Annotated in this window: 21 protein-coding genes and 1 tRNA gene; 13 read left to right on the top strand and 9 right to left on the bottom strand. The window is 71.8% G+C overall.

Annotation, left to right across the window (positions count from 1 at the left end; genetic code table 11):
• The first annotated feature begins 68 nt into the window (after positions 1–68).
• A complete protein-coding gene (locus CA12_RS15735; RefSeq protein WP_165700794.1) occupies positions 69–1,418 on the top strand; it encodes a polysaccharide biosynthesis/export family protein in 1,350 nt (449 codons plus the stop codon).
• A gap of 57 nt (positions 1,419–1,475) precedes the next feature.
• Here CA12_RS15735 and CA12_RS22610 read toward each other — a convergent pair whose 3' ends face one another.
• The gene (locus CA12_RS22610; RefSeq protein WP_207622253.1) at positions 1,476–1,982 is read right to left on the bottom strand and encodes a hypothetical protein; all 507 of its coding nucleotides are present in this window, start codon (positions 1,980–1,982) and stop codon (positions 1,476–1,478) included.
• A 92-nt stretch (positions 1,983–2,074) separates the two neighbouring features.
• A tRNA-Asp gene (locus tag CA12_RS15725) sits at positions 2,075–2,148 on the bottom strand.
• A gap of 200 nt (positions 2,149–2,348) precedes the next feature.
• Between CA12_RS15725 and CA12_RS15720 the strand changes: the two genes are divergently transcribed.
• On the top strand, positions 2,349–3,803 hold the full coding sequence (locus CA12_RS15720) for a hypothetical protein (RefSeq protein ID WP_145359979.1): 1,455 nt from the start codon (positions 2,349–2,351) through the stop codon (positions 3,801–3,803).
• Between the two features lie 34 nt (positions 3,804–3,837).
• Positions 3,838–4,827 carry an adenosine kinase gene (locus CA12_RS15715; RefSeq protein WP_145359978.1) on the top strand — a complete coding sequence of 330 codons (990 nt, stop codon included), beginning with the start codon at positions 3,838–3,840 and terminating at the stop codon, positions 4,825–4,827.
• 102 nt (positions 4,828–4,929) lie between these two features.
• Here the strand turns inward: CA12_RS15715 and CA12_RS15710 are convergent, their stop codons facing one another.
• Positions 4,930–7,110 (bottom strand): 30S ribosomal protein S1, encoded by a 2,181-nt coding sequence (locus tag CA12_RS15710; protein ID WP_145359977.1) that lies wholly within the window; start codon positions 7,108–7,110, stop codon positions 4,930–4,932.
• Between the two features lie 326 nt (positions 7,111–7,436).
• On the opposite strand from CA12_RS15710, the gene CA12_RS15705 reads away from it, so the two are divergent.
• The 3 genes from CA12_RS15705 to cls are packed head-to-tail and all read left to right on the top strand — an operon-like array spanning position 7,437 to position 10,648.
• A complete protein-coding gene (locus CA12_RS15705; protein WP_165700793.1) occupies positions 7,437–8,042 on the top strand; it encodes an isochorismatase family protein in 606 nt (201 codons plus the stop codon).
• Positions 8,039–9,097, top strand: a complete 1,059-nt coding sequence (locus CA12_RS15700) for a DUF368 domain-containing protein (RefSeq protein ID WP_165700792.1) — start codon at positions 8,039–8,041, stop codon at positions 9,095–9,097. The genes CA12_RS15705 and CA12_RS15700 overlap by 4 nt, the downstream gene beginning before the upstream one ends.
• Before the next feature lie 6 nt (positions 9,098–9,103).
• A complete protein-coding gene (gene cls, locus CA12_RS15695; RefSeq protein WP_145359974.1) occupies positions 9,104–10,648 on the top strand; it encodes a cardiolipin synthase in 1,545 nt (514 codons plus the stop codon).
• Between the two features lie 37 nt (positions 10,649–10,685).
• Here the strand turns inward: cls and folP are convergent, their stop codons facing one another.
• A complete protein-coding gene (gene folP / locus CA12_RS15690) occupies positions 10,686–11,573 on the bottom strand; it encodes a dihydropteroate synthase (RefSeq protein ID WP_242687947.1) in 888 nt (295 codons plus the stop codon).
• A gap of 363 nt (positions 11,574–11,936) precedes the next feature.
• On the opposite strand from folP, the gene CA12_RS15685 reads away from it, so the two are divergent.
• Positions 11,937–12,785, top strand: a complete 849-nt coding sequence (locus tag CA12_RS15685; RefSeq protein ID WP_145359973.1) for a hypothetical protein — start codon at positions 11,937–11,939, stop codon at positions 12,783–12,785.
• Positions 12,786–12,958: 173 nt separating this feature from the next.
• A complete protein-coding gene (ligA, locus tag CA12_RS15680) occupies positions 12,959–15,175 on the top strand; it encodes an NAD-dependent DNA ligase LigA (protein ID WP_242687945.1) in 2,217 nt (738 codons plus the stop codon).
• A gap of 9 nt (positions 15,176–15,184) precedes the next feature.
• On the opposite strand, the gene dcd is transcribed toward ligA, so the two are convergent.
• Together dcd and nth are read right to left on the bottom strand one after the other, a co-directional pair.
• Complete coding sequence (gene dcd, locus CA12_RS15675) at positions 15,185–15,760, bottom strand: dCTP deaminase (protein ID WP_145359971.1); 576 nt, start codon at positions 15,758–15,760, stop codon at positions 15,185–15,187.
• 89 nt (positions 15,761–15,849) lie between these two features.
• On the bottom strand, positions 15,850–16,482 hold the full coding sequence (gene nth / locus CA12_RS15670) for an endonuclease III (RefSeq protein WP_242687943.1): 633 nt from the start codon (positions 16,480–16,482) through the stop codon (positions 15,850–15,852).
• Positions 16,483–16,622: 140 nt separating this feature from the next.
• Between nth and CA12_RS15665 the strand changes: the two genes are divergently transcribed.
• From CA12_RS15665 to CA12_RS15645, 5 genes are all read left to right on the top strand, one after another.
• A complete protein-coding gene (locus CA12_RS15665; protein ID WP_145359969.1) occupies positions 16,623–17,531 on the top strand; it encodes an LON peptidase substrate-binding domain-containing protein in 909 nt (302 codons plus the stop codon).
• 11 nt (positions 17,532–17,542) lie between these two features.
• Complete coding sequence (locus CA12_RS15660) at positions 17,543–18,691, top strand: aminotransferase class V-fold PLP-dependent enzyme (protein WP_165700791.1); 1,149 nt, start codon at positions 17,543–17,545, stop codon at positions 18,689–18,691.
• Between the two features lie 96 nt (positions 18,692–18,787).
• Entirely contained in the window at positions 18,788–20,302 is a 1,515-nt protein-coding gene (locus CA12_RS15655) for a UDP-N-acetylglucosamine 1-carboxyvinyltransferase (RefSeq protein WP_145359967.1), read from the top strand.
• Positions 20,284–20,904 carry a hypothetical protein gene (locus CA12_RS15650; protein ID WP_145359966.1) on the top strand — a complete coding sequence of 207 codons (621 nt, stop codon included), beginning with the start codon at positions 20,284–20,286 and terminating at the stop codon, positions 20,902–20,904. Before CA12_RS15655 ends, CA12_RS15650 begins: the two co-directional genes overlap by 19 nt.
• Before the next feature lie 135 nt (positions 20,905–21,039).
• Positions 21,040–22,209 carry a hypothetical protein gene (locus CA12_RS15645; protein ID WP_145359965.1) on the top strand — a complete coding sequence of 390 codons (1,170 nt, stop codon included), beginning with the start codon at positions 21,040–21,042 and terminating at the stop codon, positions 22,207–22,209.
• A gap of 19 nt (positions 22,210–22,228) precedes the next feature.
• Here the strand turns inward: CA12_RS15645 and proC are convergent, their stop codons facing one another.
• Genes proC through CA12_RS15630 form a run of 3 tightly spaced genes read right to left on the bottom strand, consistent with a single transcriptional unit; the run spans position 22,229 to position 24,932 of the window.
• On the bottom strand, positions 22,229–23,059 hold the full coding sequence (gene proC, locus CA12_RS15640; RefSeq protein WP_145359964.1) for a pyrroline-5-carboxylate reductase: 831 nt from the start codon (positions 23,057–23,059) through the stop codon (positions 22,229–22,231).
• 14 nt (positions 23,060–23,073) lie between these two features.
• The gene (gene truD / locus CA12_RS15635) at positions 23,074–24,177 is read right to left on the bottom strand and encodes a tRNA pseudouridine(13) synthase TruD (RefSeq protein WP_145359963.1); all 1,104 of its coding nucleotides are present in this window, start codon (positions 24,175–24,177) and stop codon (positions 23,074–23,076) included.
• Positions 24,174–24,932 carry a HisA/HisF-related TIM barrel protein gene (locus tag CA12_RS15630; protein ID WP_145359962.1) on the bottom strand — a complete coding sequence of 253 codons (759 nt, stop codon included), beginning with the start codon at positions 24,930–24,932 and terminating at the stop codon, positions 24,174–24,176. Before CA12_RS15630 ends, truD begins: the two co-directional genes overlap by 4 nt.
• Positions 24,933–24,982 lie beyond the last annotated feature (50 nt).

Genomic DNA, 24,982 nt, shown 5'->3' with positions numbered 1-24,982 from the left:
CCCCCCTTCCGTTCCGCTCCCCGCCGCTCCCGCCGACCGCCCCGGTCGGGGACCTCCGGACGCCCGCCATGCCTGCTCGCCCCGTCGATTCGCCCGCAGCTTCGCCCGCCGGTCGTCTGATCGGACGGTTGGGCGGCCGCGTCGCCCTGCTGCTCGCGGCCGTCCTGCTGGCGCCGGGCTGCCAGAGCCTCGCCTCCGGCCCGTTCGCCGCCTGCAACATCGACGCGATCCCGGCCCGTCGCCTGCCCCCCGGGGTGCTGGCCCGGCCGAAGGAGGATCTGCTCGAAACCAGCAAATCCCGCCTGCGGCAACGTCGTCAGGAGGTCTACACCCTCGCCGCCGGCGACGTGCTGGGCGTGTATATCGAGGGCATCCTCGGCGACGAGGACAGCGTGCCGCCGGTGAACTTCCCCGAGGACGCCTCGATCCCGCCGTCGATCGGCTTCCCGGTGCCGGTGCGGGAGGATGGGACCGTCTCCCTGCCCCTGATCGCGCCGGTCTCCGTGACCGGCTCCACCCTCGCCCAGGCGGAGGAACTGGTTCGCCGGGCCTACATCGACGGCAACATCCTCCGCCCGGAGGCGCTGTCGAACACCGGCATCATCGTCACGCTCCAGCGGCAACGCGAAGTGCGGGTGCTGGTGATCCGGGAAGAGGCCGGCGGCGTGGCGAAGTCCGCCATCGGCTCGGACGCCCCCGCCAAACGCGGCGCCGGATTCCTCGTCGACCTGAAGGCCGGCGAGAACGATCTGCTGACCGCCCTGAGCGCCACCGGCGGCCTGCCGGGCACCGACGCCCAGAACGAGGTGATCATCTTCAAGGGCGGCGAGGACGGCGGCGCCGATTTCGACGCCCGCGTCGCCGCCCTCCGCAATCGTCCGAACCCCTGCGGGTGCAAACCGCCGCTGCCGGACCCCTACGGCCCCGGCGCCGTCCGCATCCCGCTGCGGTTCTTCCCGGAGAACCCGCCGACCTTCACGGAGGAGGACATCGTCCTCGAAGCCGGGGACATCGTGTACATCCCGGCCCGCGACCGCGAGAAGTATTACACCGGCGGCGTGCTGGGCGGGGGCGAATACCTGCTGCCCCGCGACTACGACCTGAACATCCTCCAGGCGATCGCCACCGCGAAGGGCGCCGTCGGCTCCAGCGGCACCGGCGTGGGCGGGCTGAGCCTGACCGGCGGCAACCGGCAGCCGATCTTCCCGCCCAGCCAGGCGATCGTCATTCGCCAGCTGCCCAACGACTGCGGCGAGATCGTGATCCGCGTCGACCTCAACCGGGCCCTGACCGACCCGCGGGAACGCATCCTGATTCAGCCAGAGGACGTAATCATCGTGCAGTTCACGCTCTGCGAAGAGATTGCGAACACGACCGTCTCCCTGCTCCCGGCCCTGCTGCTGCGGGGCGCCTTCTGAGGGAGGAAACACACCGTGAGCCGCCCTCTTCAAGAGGGCGGCTCACGGCGGGGGGCGTCAGTCGTCGTCCCGCTTCTTGTAGCCGCCGCCGCCGGAGGAGTACCCGCCACCGCCGCCGGAATAGCCGCCGCCGCCGCCGCCGCCCTGGTAACCGCCGCCGCCCCCGCCGCCCTGATAGCCGCCGCCGCCGGAGTCGCCGCCCGAACCGCCGCCCTTGTACCCGCCTCCGCCGCTGCTTCCGCCGCCCTTGTAGCCGCCGCCGCCGCTACTGCCGCCGCCCTTGTAGCCGCCCCCGCCGCCGCTCGGCTTGAAGCCGCCGGGTTTCTTGAAGGGGGGACGATCGGCGAACGGCGCCTTCGGTTTCGGTTCGTCCAGACGGCGCTTCAGGCCGTTCGGCTCCTCGCCGGCCACGCGGCTGACGGCGACGTGCACCTCGCGGATGAAGTCTGCCAGCCGACTCGGCTCCATCTCCGCTGCCGGACCGCTGAGGTACGCCGCGACGAGATTGACAGTGCTGTCGAGCACCGGGTTGCCGGTGTCCTGGAAGGGGCGGGAGGTTTTCATCGAAGCGAGCGCAGGCACGAAAAACGCGGGGCGGATACGCAAACCGCCCCCGGACGGCGGACCGTCCGGGGGCGGCGCTGTGGGCACGGAAGCGAGGCCGACGGGACTTGAACCCGCAACCCTCGGATCGACAGTCCGATACTCTAACCAATTGAGCTACGGCCCCGTGCAACCGGCTGGGTTCAACGCGAACCCGACGGTCCCCCGCCGGACACTCGCCGGCGGTGCCGGGTTCGCGTCAGCGGGGCGGTGAGTTTACCGGGGGTCGACGCGTCGTCAACCGATTCGTGACTCGTTTCGACGGACCGGCCCCGGGAACCGCTCCGAAAACCGCCGTCGGCCGCAGCCTCTCGCTATCCTGCGGCCGTGACGCGATCCGCTCCCCCCCCGCATCCCGCGGCGTCGCTGGTCGTCGCGGCACTGCTTGGCGCCCTCGCGCTGCCGGGCTGCACCGGCGAAGCGCCGCCGCCGCCCGTCGTGGACGCCCCGGCCCCGTGGAAGCCGCCGGCCGCGGACCTCGACGAGCCGAAACCGTCCCCCGTCATGTTCCCCGCGGTGGATGAGGAGCCCGAGGAGCCGCTTCGCCCGGTCGCCCAACCGCGGGACCGCGAGCCGCCGCTGCCGTCGGCCGCCCGCCTCGCCGCCTTCGGCCTGACCCGAATCGACGGGGACCGGCTGACGGTCGTCACCGATCGGCCGGAGCACGCCGAGACCCTGCCGGCGCTGATCGACGCCGCCTGGCCGGCGTGGGTCGACTACTTCGGCGAACCGCCCCCCCGCCGGGCCGACGCCCCGGACGACGGTCCCTTGATGACCGCGTTCCTGATGGACGAGCCGGATCGTTTTCGCTCCGCCGGACTGCTGCCGGACGATCTGCCGCCGTTCCTCACCGGGCGGCAGCGGGGGCGTCGGTTCTGGATGTACGACGTGGAGGAGGACTATTTTCGCCGGGCGCTGACGCTGCACGAAGCGACGCACGTGTTCATGGGCCTGCACGTCGACCGCCGCGACGCCGGGCCGCTGTGGTATCTGGAGGGCATGGCGGAGCGGTTCGGAGCCCACCGGTTCCAACCGGACGACACGCTGACGGTGCGGGTCGTGCCGGGCGAGGAGGCCGCCGCCGGAGGGTGGGACCGCATCGAACGGGTGCGGGCGGACGTGGCGGCGAATGCCGCCCTGTCGCTCGACCAGATCGCCCGACTGACCGACGCGGACTTCCTAGGCGACGACCGCGGCTACGCCTGGGCGTGGGCGCTGTGCGCGTTCCTCGACGGCCACCCGGCTTACCGGGGGACATTCCGCTCCCTCGCCGAACCGGGCCGGCGGGGGGACCTCTCCGTGTTCACCCCGGAGCAGCGGCGGCAGATCGAAGCCGAGTGGCGGACGTTCGTGACAGAGCTGACGCCGAGCTACGACGTGGCGGCGAACGCGGTGCAGTTCAGGCCGACCCTCGCGCAGGTTCCCGCCCCCGTGTTTGCCGAGCGTGGCTGGCAGGCCTTCGATTCGGTGCGGGCGGGACAGGAAGTCACGGTCAAAGCCTTCGGCCGGTTCACCCTCGCGGAGGAGCCGAAGCCGTGGGAAAGCACGGCGGACGGGATCAGCGTCGACTACCACCGCGGCCGCCGGATCGGCGAGGTGCAGGCGGCGGTGCTGGCGGACGCCCCCGCCCCGCCGGTCGGGCTGGCGGAGCCGATCCCGGTGGGGGCCGAGGGCACGTTCGTCGCCCCGCGGGACGGAACCCTGTACCTTCGGATCAACGACCGCCCGGACCGCCGCGCCGACAACCGCGGCACGGTCGGGGTCTTGGTCGAACGCGACTGACCCTCTCCCCCCGCTTCGCCCCCTCCTCTTTTCCATGCCGCTGAACGTCTACGGTATCGGTAACGCCCTGGTCGACGTGCAGGCCCGGGTGCCGGACGAACTGCTGACCCGCATCGGCTACGAGAAGGGGGTGATGACGCTGGTGGACGACAGCGTGCAGATCCGCGTGCTGTCGGAACTGGGCGAGATCGACACCTTTCGCTGCGCCGGGGGCAGCGCCGCGAACACGATCCTCGGCGTCCAACAGTTCGGCGGCAAAGCCGCCTACGCCGGCAAAACGGCGGCGGACGACCTGGGCGAGTTCTTCCTGAAGGACATGCGGGAGGCCGGGGTCCTCATCGAGGTCCCGCCCGCCGCGGAGGGTCACACCGGCACTTGCGTGGTACTGATCACCGAGGACGCCGAACGCACAATGCTCACCCACCTGGGCGTCTCCGCCGAATTGGGCGAGGCGGACGTGGTGAACCGCGACCTGGACGCCGCGGAATGGATCTACGTCGAGGGCTACCTGTTCGGCACGCCGGACAATCAGGCCGCGGCCCGGGCGGCGATCCGCGAAGCGAAGCAGGCCGGGGTGAAGGTGGCCCTGACGGTCTCCGACCCGTTCCTCGTCAACGCCTTCAAGGCGGACTTCCTGGAACTAATCGGCGGCCCGGTCGACCTGCTGTTCTGTAACCTGGAGGAGGCCCGCGGGCTGACCGGCAAGGAATCCGCCCGTGACTGCGCCGACGCCCTCGCCGCCTTCGGGCCGCGGATTGCCCTGACGATGGGCAAGGAAGGCTCCGTGCTGGTCGATCCGCTGGGGCTCGATCACGTGCCGGGCGTGCCGGTAAAGGCGATCGACACCACCGGGGCCGGCGACATGTACGCCGCCGGGATGCTCTACGGCATCACGAACGGCCTGGAATGGGAGCAGGCCGGCCGGCTGGGTTCGCTGGCCGCGGCGAAGGTGGTCGGCCAGATGGGCGCCCGCCTCGCTCAGCCGATCTCGAAAAGCGAGATCGCCGCGGCGATTCGGAATTAGTCCCCGGCCGTGCTGCCGCGGGAAGAAATTCTTCCCTGCGCAAGAGAACGCCGCGACCGCCCACGGGGGCGATCACGGCGTTTCTCACGATCAACGACGAGATTAGGCGCCGAACTCGGTCGGGTCGCCGAACAGGCCGCCGGCGTTCTTGCCGCCGGTGCCGCCCTTCAGGGGGCCCTTCCGCTGGCGCTCGTAGGCCGGCAGTTCGGGCTCCTCGTCCTTCTTCTTGCCCTTGCCGCCGCGAGGGGCGGCGGATGCCGGCTTGTCCTTCAGGGCCTTCAGGGATAGGGAGACCCGTTTGCGGTTCGGCTCGACGGTGAGGACTTTCACCTCGATCTCCTCGTTGACCCGCACCACGTCGGAGACCCGGCTGACCCGCGCGTGGTCCAGTTCCGAGATGTGGATCAGGCCCTCGACGCCTTCTTCGATCTCGATGAAGGCCCCGAACTCCGTGCAGCGGGTGACCTTCCCCTTCAGCGTGCTGCCGACCGGGTAGCTCTCTTCGAGCTGACGCCAGGGGTCCTTCTCCAACTGCTTCATGCCGAGGCCGACTTTGCGGCTCTCGGGATCGATCTTCAGGATCTTGACCTGGATCTTCTGGCCGTCGCTCAACACGTCGGACGGGTGCCCGATGCGGTTGTGGGAGATCTCGCCGATGTGAAGGAACCCGTCCACCCCGCCGATGTCCACGAAGGCGCCGTAGGGCTTCATCGCCCGGACGATGCCGTCGCGGGTTTCGCCGACCTTGAGCGTTTCCCACAGCTCCTGTTCGAGCCCCTTCCGCTCCTCCTTGATGACGGCGGCCCGGGAGAGCACGAGGTTCTTCTTCTCCGGCTTGACCTCGATCACGCGGGCCTGGATCCGCTGGCCGACGAACTGGCTCATGTCGGAGACGAAGCCGATGTCGATCTGGCTGGCGGGCATGAAGCCGCGCAACTGGCCGACCTGCACCTGCAGGCCGCCCTTGTTGGTTCCGGTCACGCTGCACTCGACCGTCTGGCCGACGTTCACGCTGTCCCAGTCGCCGGTCACCTTGCGGCGACCGCGGGGGCTGCTGAGGTGGATCAGGCCGTTCTCGACGTCGACGCGATCGACGTAGAAGGCGCCGCTGAAGCCCTCCGGCGGGCCGTTGCCGTCCGGGTAGTCGGTGCGGGGGATGATGCCCTGCAGGCGGCTGGTCTCCAGATTGACGAAGATGTCGCTGTCGGTCTTGGAGTCGACCTTGCCCATCAGCTTGGTGCCGGGCTCGATGTTCTCCTCGTCGCCGATCATCGGAGCCGGGGTGGCGGCCTCGTCGCCGCCGATCGGCTGGCCGGGGCCCTTGCCGGTGGCGGGATCGGTCCCGGAAATGTTCGGGCCGCCGGCGCCGGCCTTCTTGGCGCCGGAGTTCATCTGCAGGGAGAGGGCGTCGTCGCTCATCCCGGCGGCGAGTTCCTCCTCGAAGCTCTTGTCGAGCTCCGCAGACTTCGGGATCGCGATGCCCTGCGACCGCGACGGCGGGGCCGGGGCGGCCTTGGCGGCGGGTTCCGGCACCGTCTCCGCCTTCACGAGGTCCTCGCCGCCCAGTTCGCCCTCTTTGGGAACGTGCGGGACGTTCGGCTGGGGGGCGGCCGGCTTCGTCTCGCCGGAGTCGGCGACGCCCTTCATGCGGGCGGCCAGCGGGGCGGTGGTGGCGGCCGGAGCGGCGGCGGCGGCGGGGGTCGGAGCGGGCGATTCCTCCTCGACCTTCGGCGGTTCCCCGTCGGCGGAGGTCGCCTTCTCCTCGTCTCCGCTCTCTTTGGTGGCCTTGTCCGTGTCGTCGCTGGAGAAAGCGGAGGCCATGGCGGCGACCGCGGCTCCGGCGGCGGCCGTCGCCGCGGTGGCGGCGGCGGCGATGCCGACCTTCGCCGCCGTGCTGAGGCCGTGCTCTTCCGACTGACCGGTGTGGGTCACGGTTTCCGCGGCGGCTTCCACCTGCCCGGGGGCCGGCGCGACGCCCGCCGGCGCCGAAGACTGTGGCGCCGCGGAGACCGGCGGGGTCGGCAGCGCCGTCGGGGGCGGCGGGGCGTGCTTGGGAGCGGCGACGCCGGTGTGGGCGATCGTCCCCGCCGCGGCGGCCTGCTGCGGCGTGGCCGTCGACCCCGACGGGGGAGCGCCGGAGCCGCCGGGGCCGGAACCGCCGGGCGCCGAGGGCCCGGAGGCGGTTGGCCCGGGCGGGGGCGTGGGTTCGAACTTCTCCGGCGGCGTGGGCCCGGAGGCGGCCGTGGAGAAATCGAGCGGGTTGGTCGAAGGGTCGGGGGTCATCGCCGGCCGGTCCTGTTCTCGTCGTCGCCGACTTCGCCGGCCCAGGCGGCGTCCCTGGTGGGAGGCCGGGCGGCGAAGCCCTACTGTGTACGCATGAAACGGGAGCGCCCCACGGCGGCACGCACTCCGTGATGCGCGCGACGATACGGCCTGCGGCCGGCAATCTCCACTGACCAGCCCCGTGGGGTTGCGTCCGCGAAAAAATGCGCGACGCTCAGGGCCGTACCGCTTTCCTCGCCGTCACCGATCCGTCCCCTTTTTCGTTCCCATTCCCTGTCGCCGGTTCGCCCCCCGATCGGCGCCGGCTCGCCGCGAAACGCCCCGCCGTGCCTGCTGAACGCGATCCCGCCGACCGGCCGGAACTCCCGCCGGAGCACCCCGCCCTGCTGGCGCCGTCGGCGGGGCGACTGATCGTCGTCGATTTGCAGGCGAAACTCCTGCCGCACGTGGACGGCGGCGACGCCGTCGCGGCCCGGGCGGCGCTGTTGATTCGGGGCGCCCACGCTCTGGGGGTGGAGGTGCGGGCCGCCGAGCAGGCCCCCGACAAACTGGGCACCACCGTGGAGCCCATCGCCGCGGCGCTGGCCGAGGCGGGCGCCGCTCCCGCGGCCAAGACGACGTTCGGGGCGGCCGCGGCGGTCGGGCTGACGGAGGCGATCAGCGATCGGCGGCATCAGGCGGTGCTCTGCGGGGTCGAGACGCACGTCTGCGTCGCCCAGACGGCGTTGGAGTTGATGAGCGCCGGCTACGCGGTGCACGTCGCCGCGGACGCCTGCGGCAGCCGGCGGACGCAGGATCACGAGATCGCCCTCGCCCGGCTGACCGCCGAGGGCGCCACCGTCACCAGCGCCGAGGCCGTGCTGTTCGAATGGTGTTGCTCCGCGAAGCACCCGGCGTTCGCAGTCCTCCGCGACCTGGTGAAGTCGGCGTGACGACTTCCCCGCCGTCGCTTTCACCGGGGCCGGGACGCCCCTTCGAACCGAAAACCGACCTCGCCCAGTTCGCCCGGGGGCTGCTGATGGGCGCCGCCGACACCGTGCCCGGCGTCTCCGGCGGGACGGTCGCGCTGGTGCTGGGCATCTACACGCGGCTGGTGACGGCCGTCAGCCGGGTCGACCTGCACCTCTTATCCCTGCTGCGGCGGGGGCGGCTCCGGGAGGTGTGGGTCTATCTGGACTGCCGCTTCCTGTTCTGGCTGCTGGCGGGGATCGGCGCCGGGGCGCTCACGCTGGCGAGCGTCACTCGCACGGCGATGGAGACGCAGTTCACCCTCACCTTCGCCCTGTTCACGGGTCTGATCGCCGGCAGCGTGCTGCTGGTCGCCCGGCTGGTGGGCGAAACGGGCCGAACGCTGACCGGCTGGACCCCGTTGCGAATCGGCCTGCTCCTCGCCGCGACGGCGGGCGCGTATTGGGTCGTCGGTTTGGAGGCCTTAGAGAACCCGCCGATCGGGCCGGCGTACCTCTTCATCTGCGGGGCGATCGCGATTTGCGCGATGATCCTGCCCGGGATCAGCGGGGCGTTCCTGCTGTTGGTCCTCGGCGGCTACCACCACGTCAGCGGCTGGGCGAAGCGGCTGACAAGCGGCGACGTCGACGCGACGATGCTGATCGAGGGGATCTGCTTCGGGGCGGGGATGGTTCTGGGGCTGGCCCTGTTCTCGAAGCTGCTCCGCTGGCTGCTGGCGACGCACGGGCCGGCGACGCTCGCGGCGCTGACGGGGGCGATGCTCGGCTCGCTGCGGCGCCTGTGGCCGTTCGTCGAACCGCGGCCGGAGGGCGTGACGTTCAAAGAGTGGCGGCCGGAGCCGTTCCTCCCCTCCCCCGCCGATCCCGAAACGTGGCTGGCGCTGTCGGTCGCCGGGGCGGGCTTCGCCGCCGTGCTGCTGCTCGACTGGCTGGGCCGGGCACGGGGCGAGGAGCCGGGCGAACCGACGATGGCGGAGGACGTGCAGACGGTCGGCCGCCCTCTTGAAGAGGACGGCTAACCGCCGATGTTCGACTGGCTCCCGGTGTCCGGCTGGCTGGCCGCGGTCGTGACCGTGGGGGGGTATTTGCTCACGCTGGTCCTCGTGCGGTGGGTGTTGCTGCTCAAGAAGGACAGCCCGGCCAGCACCGTCGCCTGGATCATGGCGATCATGCTGGTGCCGTACTTCGGCGGGCTGCTGTTCCTCCTGTTCGGGGTGAACCGGGTGAACCGCCGGGCGGAACTGAAGGCGATCGGCGACGCGCGCATCGACGCCGTCACCCCCTCGCTGAACGAGTACCGCGTCTTCCCGTCGGAGTCCCACCAGGAGCCGGACCGCACCCTGATGCGGCTGCAAACGGCGGTCGGCCGCTTCCCCGCCGTCCGGGGCAATCGCGTCGAGGTGCTGGACGACACGAATCGCACGCTTGGGCTGATTCGGCGGGAGATCGAAGCGGCGACCTCTTCCATTCACCTCGAATACTACATCTGGAAGCCGGACCGCACCGGCACGGCGTTGCGGGACCTGCTGGTGAGAAAGGCGGCCGAGGGCGTGCAGGTGCGGTTCCTGTACGACGGCATCGGCTCCGTCTGGCTGACCCGCCGCTGGCTCCGCCCGCTGCGGGACGCCGGGGCGAAGGTGGCCTCGTTCCTACCTGGCGCCAGCTTCCGAGAGCGGTGGAGCCTGAACCTCCGCAATCACCGCAAGATTGTGGTGGTCGACGGCCGGGTCGCCTTCACCGGGGGGATGAACGTCGGCGACGAGTACCTCGGGCTGGCCCGCATCGGCGGCTGGCGGCAGTGGTTCGGCGGGGCCGCCAACGAGCGCCGCCGCTGGTGGCGGGACACCCACCTGCGGATCGAGGGGCCGGGGGTCCTGCAACTCCAACAGGTATTCGCGGAGGACTGGTACTTCGCCACCGGCAAGGTGCTTGGGGAACAGGCCTCCGACGGGGCGAAAGGCCGGCAGAACCTCTATCCGGATTCCGGCAGCGTGGGGAATGCGGTCGTGCAGTGCGTGCCCGGCGGGCCGGGCGGCCGGACGCCGGTCGGGGAGCGGGCCGTGCCGCGGGGGCTGCCGAACCTGTTCTTCACGGCGATCACCGGGGCGAAGAAAACGATCGACCTGACGACCGGCTACTTCGTCCCGCCGCTGCCGATCGTGCAGGCGCTCGAAGCGGCGGCGTGGCGCGGCGTGCGGGTGCGATTGCTGGTGCCCGGGGTGGGCGGCAAACCTTGGACAATTTTCGCCGGCCGCAGCGACTACGACATCCTCCTGCGGGCCGGCGTGGAGATCCACGAATACGCCGCCGGCACCCTGCACGCCAAAACGCTGACCGTGGACGGCACCTGGAGTTTGGTCGGCAGCGCCAACCTCGACTCCCGCAGCTTCTTCCTGAACTTCGAGGTGAACCTCGCCCTCTTCGACGATCAGACCGCCGAACGGCTCGTGGAACGGTTCGACGCCGACCTGAAGAAGGCGACGCAGATCACCCCGGAGGCCCGCGCCGCCCGCGCCCACTGGCGGGTGCTGGCGGAGAATTTTTGTCGGATGTTCGCGCCGGTGTTTTAAGCGTTTGCTAACGCAGAGGCCCAGCCGGGCCTCTGCGTTACAGTTTGCGAGGAGCGCCGGCGATCGCGTTCCACGCGGCGAGGGCGTCCCGCACGGCGGCGACGTCGTGCACCCGCAGCCAGTCGGTCCCCAGCCCCGCCAGCGCCACGGAGACGCCGATCGTGCCCGCGGTGCGCTCCTCCACCTCCCGGCCCAGCAGGGCCTTGAGGAACCCCTTGCGGCTGTGGCCGATCAGCACCGGCCGGCCGAGCCGCTTCAGGGTCGGCACGCCCCGCAGCAGGGCGAGGTTGTGGGCGGCGGTTTTGCCGAAGCCGATGCCCGGGTCCGTCAGCACGGCCTCCCGTTTCACCCCGGCCTCCTCCAGTTCGTCCAGCCGCATCGCCAGGTGGGCTGAGACCTCCGCCAGTACGTCGTCGTAGCGGGGATTGAGCTGCATCGTCCGCGGCGTGCCGATCATGTGCATCGCCACGACCCCGCACCCGCGTTGGGCGCACAGCGGCGTCATCGCTGGATCGTGGGTGAGGCCGGACACGTCGTTCACCACTCCCGCGCCCGCGTCGAGAGCGGCGGCGGCGACGGCGGCCTTGGTGGTGTCGATGGAGATCGGCACGGCCGTCCGCTCCGCCAGAGCCGTGATCACCGGGACGACGCGGCGGCGTTCCTCCTCTTCTCCCACCGGCTCGGCGCCGGGCCGGGTGGACTCCCCACCGACGTCCAGCATCGCCGCCCCGGCGTCGGCCAGCGCGAGAGCGTGCTCGACGGCGGCGTCGACCGTGGCCCAGCGGCCGCCGTCGGAGAAGCTGTCCGGCGTGACGTTGACGATCCCCATCAGCCGCGGCACGGGAGCGGGGCCGAAGGTCGCCGCGGCACCGGAGGCGTCACGAAACGACCACCGGACCGCGGACGGAGGCAGGGGCGAGGACATGGCTGACGGCCGCGGGAGAGAACGTGACGCAAAGGCGGGGGCGGAGCCTCTTCATACCGACTGTCGGCCCGGCCCGGGTGCAGGTGGTAGGGGAAACTCCGAGATTGCCGGATGTCCCTGCCGGTCCGACGACGGCAGGCGCCGTGTTCGTTGCGAAGGTTTGGGGGGACTGTCAAGGTTAGGACGTTCGGAACGACGGGCGACGTCTGCTTGCCGCAGCGCCAGTCGGTGGTTTCGAAGCGCGAGTCACATCCGACACAGGTGCCGTCTCCCCGACCGGGTTCGCCGGGTCAGGACGGGACGATCCCCACGGCGGTCGCGCCCGCCGTTCGCACCCCTCCCTGAAAACCCAGATCCGCTCCCATGATCCGCTTCGCACTTTTCGCCGGCGCCGCCGCCCTGACCGCGGCCCCCGCTCTTGCCGGTAGCTACGGCAACTGCTGCGGCAACGCCGCCCCGTCCTACAGCCACAGCGCCCCGTCCTACAGCCACAGCGCCCCGAGCTACGGCCACAGCGCCCCGAGCTACGGCCACAGCGCCCCGGCCAGCCGCTGCGGCTCCACCGGCTACGCCACCCAGACCAGCTACGCCGCCCCTTCCTCCTGCGGCACGACCTACCCCAGCTCGTCCTGCGGCAACAGCTACCCCAGCTCGTCCTGCGGCAACAGCTACGGCAGCTCGCCCTGCGGCAATAGCTACCCCAGCTCGTCCTGCGGCAACAGCTACGCCGCGTCGAGCTGCTCCCCCTGCGCGACGAGCACCTGCGGCTCCGCGTCCGTCGCCTACGCTCAGCCGAGCTGCGGCGTCGTGCAGACCTCCGGCTCCTGCGGCAGCTGCTCCGGCGTGACCTCCTCCTCCTACGCCTCCCCCTGCGGTCAGTCCTACGGCGCCAGCTACGGTCAGTCCTACGGCCAGCCGGTCTACGGCTCCCCGGCCATGTCCAACTGCCCGAACTGCACCACCGGCACCGTCGTCGACGGCACCACCAACTTCGCCCAGCCGTTGCAGCAGGGCGGTGTGATCCAGCCGCAGCCGCTGGAAAGCACCACCCAGCCCAACGCCCCGGTGCAGAACGCCGCTCCGGTGCAGAACGCCCCGAACGTCAACGCGGGCGGCTCCTCCAACGGCACCCTGCCGAACACCTCCCCGGACGCCGGCCCCGCCACTGAAGCTCCGGAGACCCCGGGCGACATCGGCGGCGACGACGCCTGAATCCCGCGACCCCGCCGATTCTCGCTCGCGGAGCGATCGATCGGCGGGGCGAATCTTCACGGACTCGCCCCCCGGGGCGGGTCCGTTTTTTCATGCGCCGGCCGCAGGATCGCTGTTCCCGAAGCAGGCCAAAACGGTATTCTCCCGTCCACCACTTCCGACCGGAGGCCGCGTTGGCATCGAACGTCCCGTCCGCCGGCCTCCCCTTCGCCGACGACCCGCCCCCGTCTCCCAGCGACCCCACGGCCGATGATCCGGCCGCCGACGACCCTGCCGCGGAGGTCGAGGCGCTGCGAAGGGAACTGCGACGCCACAACCGGCTGTACTACGTCGAAGCGAAGCCGGAGATCCCGGACCGGGAGTACGACCGCCTGATGCGGCGGCTGATCGAACTGGAGGAGTCCTTCCCGGAGCTGGTCGCCGCGGACAGCCCGAGTCGGCGGGTGGGCGGGGAGCCGATCGAGGGATTCGTCACCGTCGAGCACCGCACGCCGATGCTCTCGGTGGAGAACGTCTACGACGAAACCGGGCTGGCCGAGTGGGACGCCCGCGTCCGCAAACGCCTGCGGGAACAGGCCGCCGCGGAGGCGAAAGCCGCCGGGGTCGAACCGGCCGAGGGCGAGGCGCTCCCGGAGCCGGCGGTGACCTATCTGCTGGAATACAAGATCGACGGCGTGGCCCTCGCCCTGATCTACGAACGCGGCCTGCTGGCCCGGGCCGTCACGCGGGGCGACGGTTCGCGGGGGGACGACGTGACCCACAACGCCCGCACGCTGGGCGGCGTGCCGCTGCGGCTGGACGCTTCCCGGGAGGACGTGCCGGAGGAGTGCGAGGTCCGCGGCGAGGCCTACATCCGCAACAGCGACTTCGCCAAACTGCGGGCCGCCCGTCAGGCCGCCGGGGACGAGGTCTACGCCAACCCGCGGAACCTCACGGCGGGTTCGCTGAAGCTGCTTGACCCGACGCTCTGTGCTGAGCGGAAGCTGCGGTTCCTCGGCCACGGGACCGGATACGTCACCGGCGGAGACGCCGCCGCCTTCGGCACGCACGGGGCGTTCCTCGACCGGCTCCGGGAGTGGGGCATCGCCCCCACCCCGCAGGTGCGGACCGCCGTAGACATGGCCGGCCTCGTCGCGGCGATCGGGGAGATGGTGGAGGCCGTCCCCGAGTTGGACTTCGAGGTCGACGGCATCGTCGTGAAGGTCGATTCGCACGCGCAACGGGAGACGCTGGGCCTGCGGTCGAAGTCGCCCCGCTGGGCGGTGGCCTTCAAGTGGGAGAAGTGGGAGGCCGAGACCACGCTGACGGACGTCACCTTCCAGGTGGGCAAAACCGGCCGCGTCACGCCCGTCGCGGCGCTGGAGCCGGTGGAGATCGCCGGCACCACCGTCTCCCGCGCCAGCCTGCACAACCGCGACGAGATCGAGCGCCTCGACTTGCGCATCGGCGACCGCGTCGTGATGGAGAAGGCGGGCAAAATCATTCCCCACGTCGTGCGGGTCGAACTGGAGGCCCGCACCGGAGCCGAAACGCCGATCCGCTTTCCGGTCGACTGCCCGGTCTGCGGTTCGATGCTGCTGCGGGAGGAGGGCGGCGTCGATTTCCGCTGCCCCAACGAAGCCTGTCCGGGCCGCCTGCGGGGCAGCATCAAATACTTCGCCAGCCGGAAGGCGATGGACGTGGACGGCCTGGGCGAGAAGCTGATCGACGCCCTGCTGACCAGCGGCCTCGTGACGAGCCTGCCGGACCTCTACCGCCTGAAAGACCGCCGCGAGGAGTTGCTCGCCCTGGAACGGATGGGCGAGACGAGCGTGGACAACCTGCTGGTGGGGTTGGAAGCGAGCAAATCGCGGCCGCTCTGGCGCTTGCTGACGAGCCTGAATATCCGGCACGTCGGCAACACGGTTTCGCGGGCGCTGGCGAACGAGTTCGGCACGCTGGACGAGATCATGCGGCACGACGCGGACAGCCTCGCCGCCACGGAGGAGATCGGCGGGGTGATTGCCGCCAGCCTGTCCGCCTGGTTCGCCGACCCGGCCAACCGGGCGACGGTCGAGGAATTCCGCGCCCTCGGCCTGAACCTCGGCAGCGAGGCCGAGAAGAAACCCAAAGCGGAGGCCGCGGGGGCGCTGGGCGGCAAAAGCGTCGTCGTCACCGGCACGCTGAACCGCTTCAAACGGGACGAGATCGAAGAGCTCATCCGGCAGCACGGCGGCAAGGCGAGTTCGTCCGTCAGCAAACGGACCGACTACCTCGTCGCCGGCACCCGGGCCGGTTCCAAGCTGGAAAAGGCGGAGAAGGCCGGCGTGCCGGTGCTGACCGAGGACCAATTCGCGGACCTGATCGGCCTGCCCGCCGGAGTCGCAGAGTCCCCCGCCGCGGACGGCTAGCGCCGCCTGTCAGCCGCCCGCGTGCTCGAATAATTCGCCCTGCGGGTCCTGCTGGAACTCGCGGTACAGCAGGCTTGGCTGGATGTCGCGGTTGTGCTGGTACTTGCCGCCGGCGCCGGGGGCCTCGGCGTAGTTCAGCGGCTCGCCTTCGAGGGTGTGATAGAAGATCTGGCCGATCTCCACGCCGGCGTAGATTCGCACCGGCTGGACGCAGAACATCTCCAGCGTCCAGAACCCGCAGAAGCCCACGTCGCCGAAGCCCGCGGTGACGTGAATGAACAGGCCCAGCCGCCCCACGCTGCTGCGGCCCTCGAGCATCGGCACGAGATTCCGGGTCTCCGTCCGCTCCACGGTGCGGGCCAGATAGAGCCGGTGCGGGGCCAGCATCAGCCCCTCCTTCGGAATCCGGTGCCGCGTGTAGCGGGCCGGCTTCGCCATATCGAGTTCCAGGTCGTCGTAGACCAACAACTCGTCGTGCAGGCTCAGGTTGTAGCTGTTCGGGTTGAGCCGCTCGGGGAGATAGGGGTCGATGATGATGTCTCCGCGCTGCCGCCGGGCTTCGATCGCGGGGCCGGTGAGGATCAAGGCGGGGAGGAGGGAGGGGTGAGGAGGGAGAGGGGTTCGTCCCTGTCGGCGTGACGCGGCCGATTCGTCCACTCCTCCCCCCTCACTCCTCACTCCTCCCCTGTCCCTCCCACCCCCACTCGCGGGCAGACGGACCGCAACACGCACTCCCCGCACCGCGGCTTACGCGCGTCGCACACGCTGCGGCCGTGCAGGATCAGGCGGTGCGAGAAACTCACCCACCGCGATCTCGGCAGCAGTTCGCAGAGATCCCGCTCCGCCTTCACGGCGTCCGACTCCGTGGTGAAGGCCAGCCGGCGGCTGATCCGGCCGACGTGCGTGTCCACCACCACCCCCTCCGCGATCCCGAAGCAGACGCCCAGCACCACGTTCGCTGTCTTCCGCCCCACGCCGGGCAACGTCACGAGGTCCTCCAGCCGCCGGGGCACCTCCCCGCCGTGCCGCTCCACCAGGGCGGTCGCCATCCCCACGAGGTTCTTCGCCTTGGAGCGGAAGAACCCGCAGCTCTGCACCAAGGTTTCAACCTCCTTCACGTCCGCCGTGGCCAGGGCGGGGGCGTCCGGGAAGCGGGCGAACAGGGCGGGCGTCGTCTGGTTCACCCGGGCGTCGGTGCACTGGGCGGAGAGAATCGTCGCGGCCAGCAGTTGGAAGGGCGACTCGTGATGCAGCGCGCACTCCGCGACCGGATACGCAGCCTTCAGGCGGCTGAGTACGGTGCGCACGCGGCGCTCGGCAGGGGCGTCGGGTGGAGGGGCAGAAGGCATCGCCGCAACCTAGCAACCGTCGTCCGATCGTTCCGAGGCCGGTGTCAGAATCCGGCGGGCGTCTACGCTTCAACGCCCGCCACGCCGACGCCGCACGAATGACGCCCCCCGACTTCCCCCCCGACGACGACGACCGCCCCGGGGGCGGTCTGTCGGGCCGGAGCGGCGACGACGGGGCTGGCCGCGGCTCCGGCGAGGACGACGACGACTGCGGCGTGCCTGAACCCATCGCGCCCCACGCCACCAAGGGGCCGGAGCGTCTGCCCCGCGACTTCAGCGGCAAGGTGCCGCTGTTCCCGCTGCCGGGGTGCGTGTTCTTCCCTCACACCCTGCTCCCGCTGCACGTGTTCGAGCCGCGGTACCGGGCCATGACCCGCGACGCCCTCGGCCTAGAAGCGTGGGACGAACCGGGCGGGCCGGTCCGGGCGGGCCGTCGCGGCGAGCGGCTGATCGCGATGGCCCGGCTGCGGGAGGGGTTCGACACCGAACTGACGCATGGCGAGGACTCCGTCACCGAGAGCGACCGCTCGCCGATCCACGACACGGTCTGCATCGGTAAGATCGTCGCGGAGCAGGAACTACCCGACGGCCGCTTCCACATCGTGCTGCGGGGCGTCGTCCGGGCCGCCGTGAAGAGCGAACGGGTGACCGAAGCCGGCTACCGCCTCGCCGCCGTGGCCCCGCTGCCGGACTGCTGCGGCCCCCGCCCGGACCTCGACCGCCCCGCCCGCACCAAACAGATCACCGATCGGTTCGTCGGCCTGTTCCCGGACGTCGACCTGCCGGACGTCCTCGCGCGGGCTTTCGGCCGCTGCGTGACGCCGGGGATGGTCTGCGACGTGGTGGCGAGCGTGTTGCAGCTCTCGCCGGACGAATCCCAGGAACTGCTGGACCAGACCGACCCGGACGTCCGCACCGACGTGGTGCTCCGTCACCTGCGGCGGCACCTCGTGAAGGCCGGGTTCAAGACGGGCCGCACGGGCATGGCCGACCCGCAGTGGAACTGAGGGCGGCCGCCGTGCAGACCGTCTACCTCGACCACGCGGCGACCAGCTTGCCAAAAGCCCCCGGCGTCGCCGACGCCGTGCGGGCGGCGCTGGAATTGCCCTCCCCCGGCCGCGGCAACACCCGCCGCGGGGCGGAGGCCGCCGCTCTGTTGACCCGCTGCCGCAGCGCCGTCGCCCGGCTGCTGGGCGTCGGTTCGCCGGACCGGATCGTCTTCACCGCCGGCGGGACCGACGCCCTCAACCTCGCTCTGTTCGGTCTGCTGAAGCCGGGCGAGCACGCGGTCGTCGGCGACCTGGAGCACACCTCCGTCACGCGGCCGCTGGCGGCGCTGCGGGGGGGCGGCGGCGTCCTGTCGACGCTCTCGAGTGACGAAGACGGGCTGTACCGGCCGGACGAACTCGACGCGCTGCTGTCCGCGCCGCCGGCCGCTCCGTTGGTGGCGCTGTCGCACGGTTCGAACGTCGTCGGCACGGTTCAGCCGGTCGCCGAATTGGCTGCCGTCTGCCGGGAGCGGGGCGCCTTGCTGCTGCTCGATGCCTGCCAGACCGCGGGGCACGTGCCGATCGACGTCGACGGCTGGGGCGTGGACCTACTGGCGACCGGCGCCCACAAGGGGCTGCTCGGCCCGCCGGGCGTGGGCGTGCTGATCGTCGGCGAACGAGCCGAACGGCGCCTCACCCCCACCCGGCTGGGCGGCACGGGCGGCGGCGGCGGGGACGACATGCCCGCCGAACTGCCGCACCGGTTGGAACCCGGTACGCCCAACCTGCCGGGCATCGCCGGGCTGCTGGCGGCGGTCGAGTGGATCGAGGGGGAAGGCGTCGGGGCGTTGCACGCCCGCTCGGTCGAGTGCCTCGGCCGGCTGATCGACCGCCTCGCCGCCCTGCCCGGCGTGCGGATTCTCGGCCCGCCGGACGCCGCCCAGCGGTGCGGGCTGGTCTCTGTGACGCTGCCGGGGTGGGAATCGATGGAGGCCGCCGCCGTGCTGGACGCCAGCTTCGGCGTCGAGTGCCGGGCCGGCCTGCACTGCGCCCCCGGCGCCCACGCCCGATACGGCACGCGGGCGGAAGGCGGGGCCGTTCGCTTTTCCGTCGGCCCGTTCACCACCCCCGCGGAGATCGACGCCGCCGCGGAGGCGGTGACGGCGTTGCTCTCCTGAGGAAACTCCCGGGTGAAATCGGTAACCCCTTGTGGGGAATCTCCTGGCGCGCGTAGTATCTTGGCGGACGGAACACACCCTCAGAGGAGTCCAAGGATGGACGCATTCCCGACGGCAACGCTGCGCAGCATGAAGCGGTCCAGCGATATTGGTCGAACTGGCACGCTGGCCGTAACCGGCGGGACCCCGTTGCGGGGTCGGGTCCGGGTTGGCGGTTCGAAGAACGCCGCCCTCCCGATGCTCGCCGCCGCCCTGCTGACGGACGGCCCCACCACGCTGCGACGGGTGCCGGACCTGACCGACACCGGCCTGATGCTGGAACTGCTCCGCGGGCTGGGGGCGAGCGTCGAGGACGACCGCGGCACGGTGCGGATCGACGCCGCCCACGTCCGTCCCGGCGACCGGCCGTTCGAGCCCAGCCCCGGACGCGTCGCCGCGATGCGGGGGGCCGTCTGTCTGCTCGGCCCGCTGCTCGCCCGCTGCGCGATGTCCGGCGGCGGCTCGGTGCGGTTGGCGACCGTCGGCGGCTGCGACCTCGGCCCCCGCCCGATCGACCGGCACCTCGCCGCCTTCGAGGCGCTAGGGGCGACCGTCGCCCGGGACCACGGCGGCGTGACGGTCTCCGTGGATCGGCTGAGGGGCGCGGAGATTTATCTTTCCGCTCCCCCGGCCCCCGGCCTGCCGCCGGCGCCGACGGTCACCGGCACCGCGAACGCCCTGTGCGCCGCGGCGATTGCCGACGGCGTGTCCGTGTTACACGGCGCCGCCCGGGAGCCGGAAGTCGTCGCGGTGGGCGAGTTGCTGAACGCCGCCGGCGCCCGGATCGAGGGCCTCGGCACGGACGTCCTCACCGTCACCGGCGTGCGGCGCCTGCGGGGCGTGAGCGGCCGCTGCCCCGCCGCCGTGGTGCCGGGCGACCGCATTGAGGCCGCCACCTGGATGATCGCCGCCGCCGCCACCGGCGGCCGAATCGTTGTCGACGGCGTGGAGCCCTCCGAAGTCGCCGCGGTGGCCGCCGCCCTGCGGGCCAGCGGCGCCCGGGTCTCGATCTGTGGTTCCGCGGGCCATCGGTCGATCCGTGTGGACTCCTGCGGGCGCCCGACCGCGTTCGAGGTGCGCTCCGCCGCTTTCCCCGGCCTGCCGACGGACGTGTTGCCCCAACTGGCCGCGTTGGCCGCCGTCGCCGACGGCACCAGTCTGCTGACGGACGACGTATTCCCCGATCGCAACGCCCACCTCAGCCGCCTGCCCCGCTTTCACGCCTCGGTCGAGCGGGCCGGCGCGACCGCGGTGATCACCGGCGGCGACCTGCACGGCGGCGAAGTGCACGCCCCGGACCTGCGGGCCGCCGCCGCCCTGCTGATCGCCGCCCTCGCCGCGGAAGGTTCCAGCCGCATCGGCCGGGCCTCGGTGCTGCTGCGGGGCTACGAACGCCCGGCGGAGAAGCTACGGGCGTTGGGCGCGACGTTGGGCGCCCCGAACTGGCGCGTCGGGAAACGGCCCGCGGCCCGGCCGGGACGCGGCGGGTGGCGGCCGGCGGGACCCCGGCGGATACTGGGCCGAACTCGCCCCGTTTCCCCGGAGACCTCCGCATGTTCCGCCCTCGCCTGACCTCCTCCGCCGCTCGGCGCGCCTCGAAGTGGGCGCTGCTCGGACTGGCCGCCGCCGTCTGCCTGCCGGAGACCGCGGCGCCCGCCCAAGAGCCGGAGGAGGGCGAGCCGAAGACGGTCGAGGTCGCCGCCGGCGATCTCACGCTGACGGTGCCGGAAACGTGGAAGAAGGAGCCCGCCGCCAACCGCCTGCGACTGGCCCAGTTCACGATCCCGGCCCCCGAGGGGGTGAAGGACGAGACGGAACTGACGGTCTTCGGCGGCTTCGGCGGCTCGGACGCGGACAACCTCCAGCGTTGGGCCGACCAGTTCGTCGAAGAGGGCCGCAAAGTGACCGTGGTGCAGGGCAAGGGCCGTGAGGGCGCCTACAAGCTGCTGGACGCCAGCGGCGTCTGGAACGCCCCGGACGGCCCCCCGATGATGGGCAAAACCAAGCGGCAGCCGGATTCCCGCATGCTCGCCGCGATCGTCGCCGTGCCGGGTCAGGGCAACTACTTCCTGAAAATGGCCGGCCCGTCGAAGACCGTGGACGCCCAGGTCGACGCCTTCCGCGCCAGCATCGGCGGCGACAAGGCGAGCGAGAAACCGTTCGCGCTGAAGTAACCCCCCGGCCGTCGGCCGCGTGGTCCTCGGCACGAAAGGTCCGTCATCGCCGCTGCCCTGCTGCTCGCCCTCGCCGCGGCCGACCCCGCCGCCCCGCTGCCGCCTGCGGCGGAGTTAGCGGCCGGGCTGCGGGCGATGACGGACGGCCTGCACAGCGTGCGGGCGGAGGTCGCCGAGCGGCAGATTCGGCGGGACGCGGCGGACGACGCGGCCCGCTCGTTCGCCATGTGGTCCGAGATGTTCCTCAGCGGGGAGCGGGCGCAATTCGTGACTCCCCAGGGCTTCGGCCCGCTCCCCGCGAAGCAAAATTGGCCCGCCGGCAAGCCGGTCGGTCGTCCGTTAGATCATCGAACGATTCGGAACGTCGTCGGGCAGGTGTTCTGCCTGCAACCGCAGAGTGCAGGCCCCGCGGAAACTCTGCTCGTCTCCTATCGCCGGCCGAGCGGCATGAGGGCCGACTCACCCTTCGACATGCGCGTCTCGGTGCGGGAGGAGCCGTCGGAACTCCCGCAGGCGACCCCCTGGGCTCCGCCGCTGTTCGCAGGCCGCGGATGGGCGAACGACTGGCGGCAGGCCAATCTGTCGCAGGTCCCTTACGTCAAGTTCGTCTCCTCCGACCCGGCGAAGTGGATTGTCGAACGGCGGGAGGTGAAGGACGGACGCGCCGCAGTTCGGGTGTGGCTTCCGCTGAACGAGCCCCCCGCCGTCCAAGGGCGGCCGGCGGAGCGCCGGGCTCCGTCCGAGGGTTTCCTGGCTTGGTTTACGGACGACGCTCACCACGACCTATTCCGGGTCGAACACGCCCTCCACCTTCGGGGCGACGTCGCCGGCGATGAAGCCGCCGGCCGCCGGATGGGCGATGTGACGATCAGTCAGTTGAGGGAATACCGGCCGCTCCCCGACGGCGGCCGCATGCCCTTCGCCGGCACGACGACCGCCTACCGCCAACCGAACGGCGCGCTGCTCGCCAGGGGCGTGACGGAAGAAGGCGGCGCCCCGGATCACCCGGCGGTCTGGGTGAGTCGGTTGAGCGAATGGCGGGTGCAGGCGCTGGAGCCGCTCGACCCGACGGCCGAGTTGTGGATCGACCCGCCGGAGGGCGTCTACGTGAACAACGGTCGGCCCGGCCCCGGCCGAATCGCGGGGGCGACCAGGCTATGGTCCTGGCTGATCCTGACGACCGGCAGCCGGGACGGGCCGTACTGGGCGCTCGGTCCGCCCGTGGGGTTGGTCCTCACCGCCCTGCTGATCTGGGTCGTGCGGCGTCGGCACCCGGCCCGGCGGGGCAGAAACGCCGACGCCTGACCGTGAGAGACCGGCGGCCTCACTCGTTCGCCATCTCTTTGCTGCGGGCGGCGGCGGCGGCGACGGCGGCGTGGACGGCCCGTCGCAGGCCGTGCTCCTCCAGGGCGGCGACGGCGGCGATTGTCGTGCCGCCGGGGCTGCACACACGGTCCTTCAGCACCGCGGGGTGCTCGCCGGTTTCCTCGACCATCGCCGCGGCCCCCCGCAGCGTCGCGGCGGCCAGGCGCTGGGCCGTGTCCCGCGGCAAGCCGGCCTTCACGCCGGCGTCGGCGAGGGCTTCGAGGAACAGAAATCCGTACGCCGGCCCGCTGCCGGAAACCGCCGTGACCGCGTTCAGCAGCGGTTCGGAGACCTCCTCCGCCACGCCCACGCATTCCAGCATCGACCGCACGAAGGCGGCGTCTTCGGCCGTGGCGTGCGTGCCGCGGGTGAACCCCGCCGCCCCGGCACCGACCAGCGAAGGCGTGTTCGGCATCACCCGCACCACCCGGGCTCCCTTCCCGGCGGCGGCCTCCAGCGTTTCCAGCGTCACCCCGGCGGCGACGCTGACGATCAGCGCCTCCGGCTTCCGGTCGTTCGCCGTCGCCCGCAGCATCTCCCGCAACTGATAGGGTTTGACAGAGAGCACGAGCACGTCCGACGCCGCCGCGAGCTGGGCGTTGCCGCCGTCGGTGGCGTCGAAGGTTTTCGCCTCGCCGGTCCCGGCCGCGAAGGCGTCCCGGCTGGCGGCGGAGCGGGCGGAGCCGAGCACCCGCTCCGGGCCGGCGAAGCCGGTTTTCACCAGCCCGCCGGCGAGCGCCGTGGCCATCTTGCCGCAGCCGAGAAAGCCGATCGTGGGGTCGTTCGTCATGCCGTCGGGGCGTTCTAAGAAGTCTCGGAGGGCGATTCGTCGCCGATGAGCTCCCGCAGCAGCACGGTCGCGTAGCTGCCGGAGGGGAGATAGAAGCGGATGCGCAGGCCCGGGACGCCGTCCTCGTCCGAGACTGCCGTCACGGCGAGGTCCGCGGGCCGCACGAGGTAGGGCCGCCGGGCGCCGGGGGTGAGCTTGGCGAAGCGGCGGAAGGCGTTGTCCGGCAGGCCGGCGGCCGCCAGGATGGCGGCTTCCCGGCGGGCGGGATCACCCGTCGGCCCCTTCATGCGGGGGCCGAACAGCGGACCGGTGACGGCGGTTTCGTCCAGGTCGGCCCGGCTCTGCTCCTCGGCGAGGTCCTGCTTCATGGGCAGTTCGGGGACGAGGAACAGCCCGCCGCTGCCGCGGACCTGCATCACGTCGCCGGGCAGGACGGTTCCTGCGGTCCCGTCGGAGAGCCGATCGGCGAGGCAGGCGTTGAACAGGTCGGATTGAGCGGCGGACAGGGCCAGCCGCACGAGGAACTTCCGCCGCTTCGCCGGCACGTCCCGGTCCGTCTTCTCCCCCCGCAATAGGCCGAGGCCGAGGGCGAGCGTGGAGTTGCCCTTGCCGAACCGCTGGTCCCCGAAGGCGTTGGCGAAGCCGACGGTTCGCAGCCGCTCCACGATCGGCGCCGCCCGGTCGACGGCGTCCGGCAAGACGCCGCGGAGCCGGACGTCGAAGCGATTGCCGCGGAGGTGGCCGGTTTTCAGCTTGTTCGTGTGCCGGCGGGCCTCCAGCACCTCGACGCCGGCGGCGTTCGCCTCGGCCAGTCGCGGCTCCGCGGTCGCGGGCACGCTGACCCACTGTTCCGTGATCGCCCGCCGATCCTTCAGCCCGGCCACGCCGACGTCCCGCTTGCCGACCTCCAGCGTGCGGGCGAGGTGGGCCGTGAGGGCCTCCGCGCTGACGTCCGTCTTGCGGACCCGCAGGTAGAGGTGGGGCCCCTCGCCGCAGGGTTCGTAGGCGGGCACCTCGGAGACGCGGAAGTCGGCCGGCTCCGCCTTGAGCGCCCCGCCCACGCCGGGCAGGTCGCCGTGCAGGCGGGGGACGTGATGGGGGGCGGGAGCGTCGGTCATACGGTCGGCGGGAGATACGGGCGGAGATCCTGCGCGGAAAGCCGCCCGTCGTACAGGGCGGAGGCGACGAGCAGTTCCGAAACCCCCGCCGCCTCCGCGGCCCGCACGTCCGCAATCGAGCGCACCCCGCCCCCGGTCAGCACGGCCCGCGACGGTTGCGCCGCCCGCAGTTCGCGGCACAGCGGCAGCGTCGGCACCCCCTGCCCCACGCCGACCGCGGCCACGTCCAGCAGCAATACGGGCGCGTCGCTGACGCGAACGGCGTCCAGGAGGCCCTCCGGCCCGACCGCCTCGCCGGCCCGCAGATCGCAGCCCAGCACGCTCCGCTCGTCCCGCAGACAGGAGCGCAACGCGGGGAGACTCTCAATTGTCTCCGAAGCAATCACGACCCGGGAGTCCCCGGGAGTCAACCCGGCGTCCAAGTCGCCCGCCCCCCGCACCCCCGGGTCGAGGAGGAGGCGGAACCCGTCGTCGATCAACGCGTGCCAGAGCGCCGCGTTGGCCTGCGAGTAGGCGGGGCCGCCTTGCTCGACGGCGTCGAGGTCTGCGAGGTACAGGGCGTTCGTCCCCCACCGCTCCCGGATGCGGCGGGCGAGCGTGAGCGGGTCCGCGTCCGGGGAGAGCGGGGAGCGGAACGGGCGGTAGTGCGCGCGGCGCCCGCCGACGGCCCGCACTGCAAGGCCGTGCCGCACGTCGATGACGGGCAGAATCCTCATCGCCGCCGCCGCGACGGGAGGAGCGGCGAAGCGTTCCATTCGGACGGGCGGGAAAAGTGGGCAACCGATGGGTGGCGAACCGGGTACAA

Origin of the sequence: Alienimonas californiensis, assembly GCF_007743815.1 — a bacterium.
In the GTDB taxonomy this organism is placed as follows: Bacteria; Planctomycetota; Planctomycetia; order Planctomycetales; family Planctomycetaceae; genus Alienimonas; species Alienimonas californiensis.
The sequence above is the reverse complement of the archived record's forward strand: the minus strand, read 5'-3'. Positions and strand labels throughout refer to the sequence as shown.

What these genes read in the sequence shown, in the direction of transcription:
- CA12_RS15735 (WP_165700794.1), top strand. Translation starts at nt 69, where the DNA reads ATGCCTGCTCGCCCCGTCGATTCGCCCGCAGCTTCGCCCGCCGGTCGT.
- CA12_RS22610 (WP_207622253.1), bottom strand. Translation starts at nt 1,982, where the DNA reads ATGAAAACCTCCCGCCCCTTCCAGGACACCGGCAACCCGGTGCTCGAC.
- CA12_RS15715 (WP_145359978.1), top strand. Translation starts at nt 3,838, where the DNA reads ATGCCGCTGAACGTCTACGGTATCGGTAACGCCCTGGTCGACGTGCAG.
- CA12_RS15710 (WP_145359977.1), bottom strand. Translation starts at nt 7,110, where the DNA reads ATGACCCCCGACCCTTCGACCAACCCGCTCGATTTCTCCACGGCCGCC.
- cls (WP_145359974.1), top strand. Translation starts at nt 9,104, where the DNA reads ATGTTCGACTGGCTCCCGGTGTCCGGCTGGCTGGCCGCGGTCGTGACC.
- folP (WP_242687947.1), bottom strand. Translation starts at nt 11,573, where the DNA reads ATGTCCTCGCCCCTGCCTCCGTCCGCGGTCCGGTGGTCGTTTCGTGAC.
- CA12_RS15685 (WP_145359973.1), top strand. Translation starts at nt 11,937, where the DNA reads ATGATCCGCTTCGCACTTTTCGCCGGCGCCGCCGCCCTGACCGCGGCC.
- CA12_RS15665 (WP_145359969.1), top strand. Translation starts at nt 16,623, where the DNA reads ATGACGCCCCCCGACTTCCCCCCCGACGACGACGACCGCCCCGGGGGC.
- CA12_RS15655 (WP_145359967.1), top strand. Translation starts at nt 18,788, where the DNA reads ATGGACGCATTCCCGACGGCAACGCTGCGCAGCATGAAGCGGTCCAGC.
- CA12_RS15650 (WP_145359966.1), top strand. Translation starts at nt 20,284, where the DNA reads ATGTTCCGCCCTCGCCTGACCTCCTCCGCCGCTCGGCGCGCCTCGAAG.
- CA12_RS15645 (WP_145359965.1), top strand. Translation starts at nt 21,040, where the DNA reads ATGACGGACGGCCTGCACAGCGTGCGGGCGGAGGTCGCCGAGCGGCAG.
- proC (WP_145359964.1), bottom strand. Translation starts at nt 23,059, where the DNA reads ATGACGAACGACCCCACGATCGGCTTTCTCGGCTGCGGCAAGATGGCC.
- truD (WP_145359963.1), bottom strand. Translation starts at nt 24,177, where the DNA reads ATGACCGACGCTCCCGCCCCCCATCACGTCCCCCGCCTGCACGGCGAC.
- CA12_RS15630 (WP_145359962.1), bottom strand. Translation starts at nt 24,932, where the DNA reads ATGGAACGCTTCGCCGCTCCTCCCGTCGCGGCGGCGGCGATGAGGATT.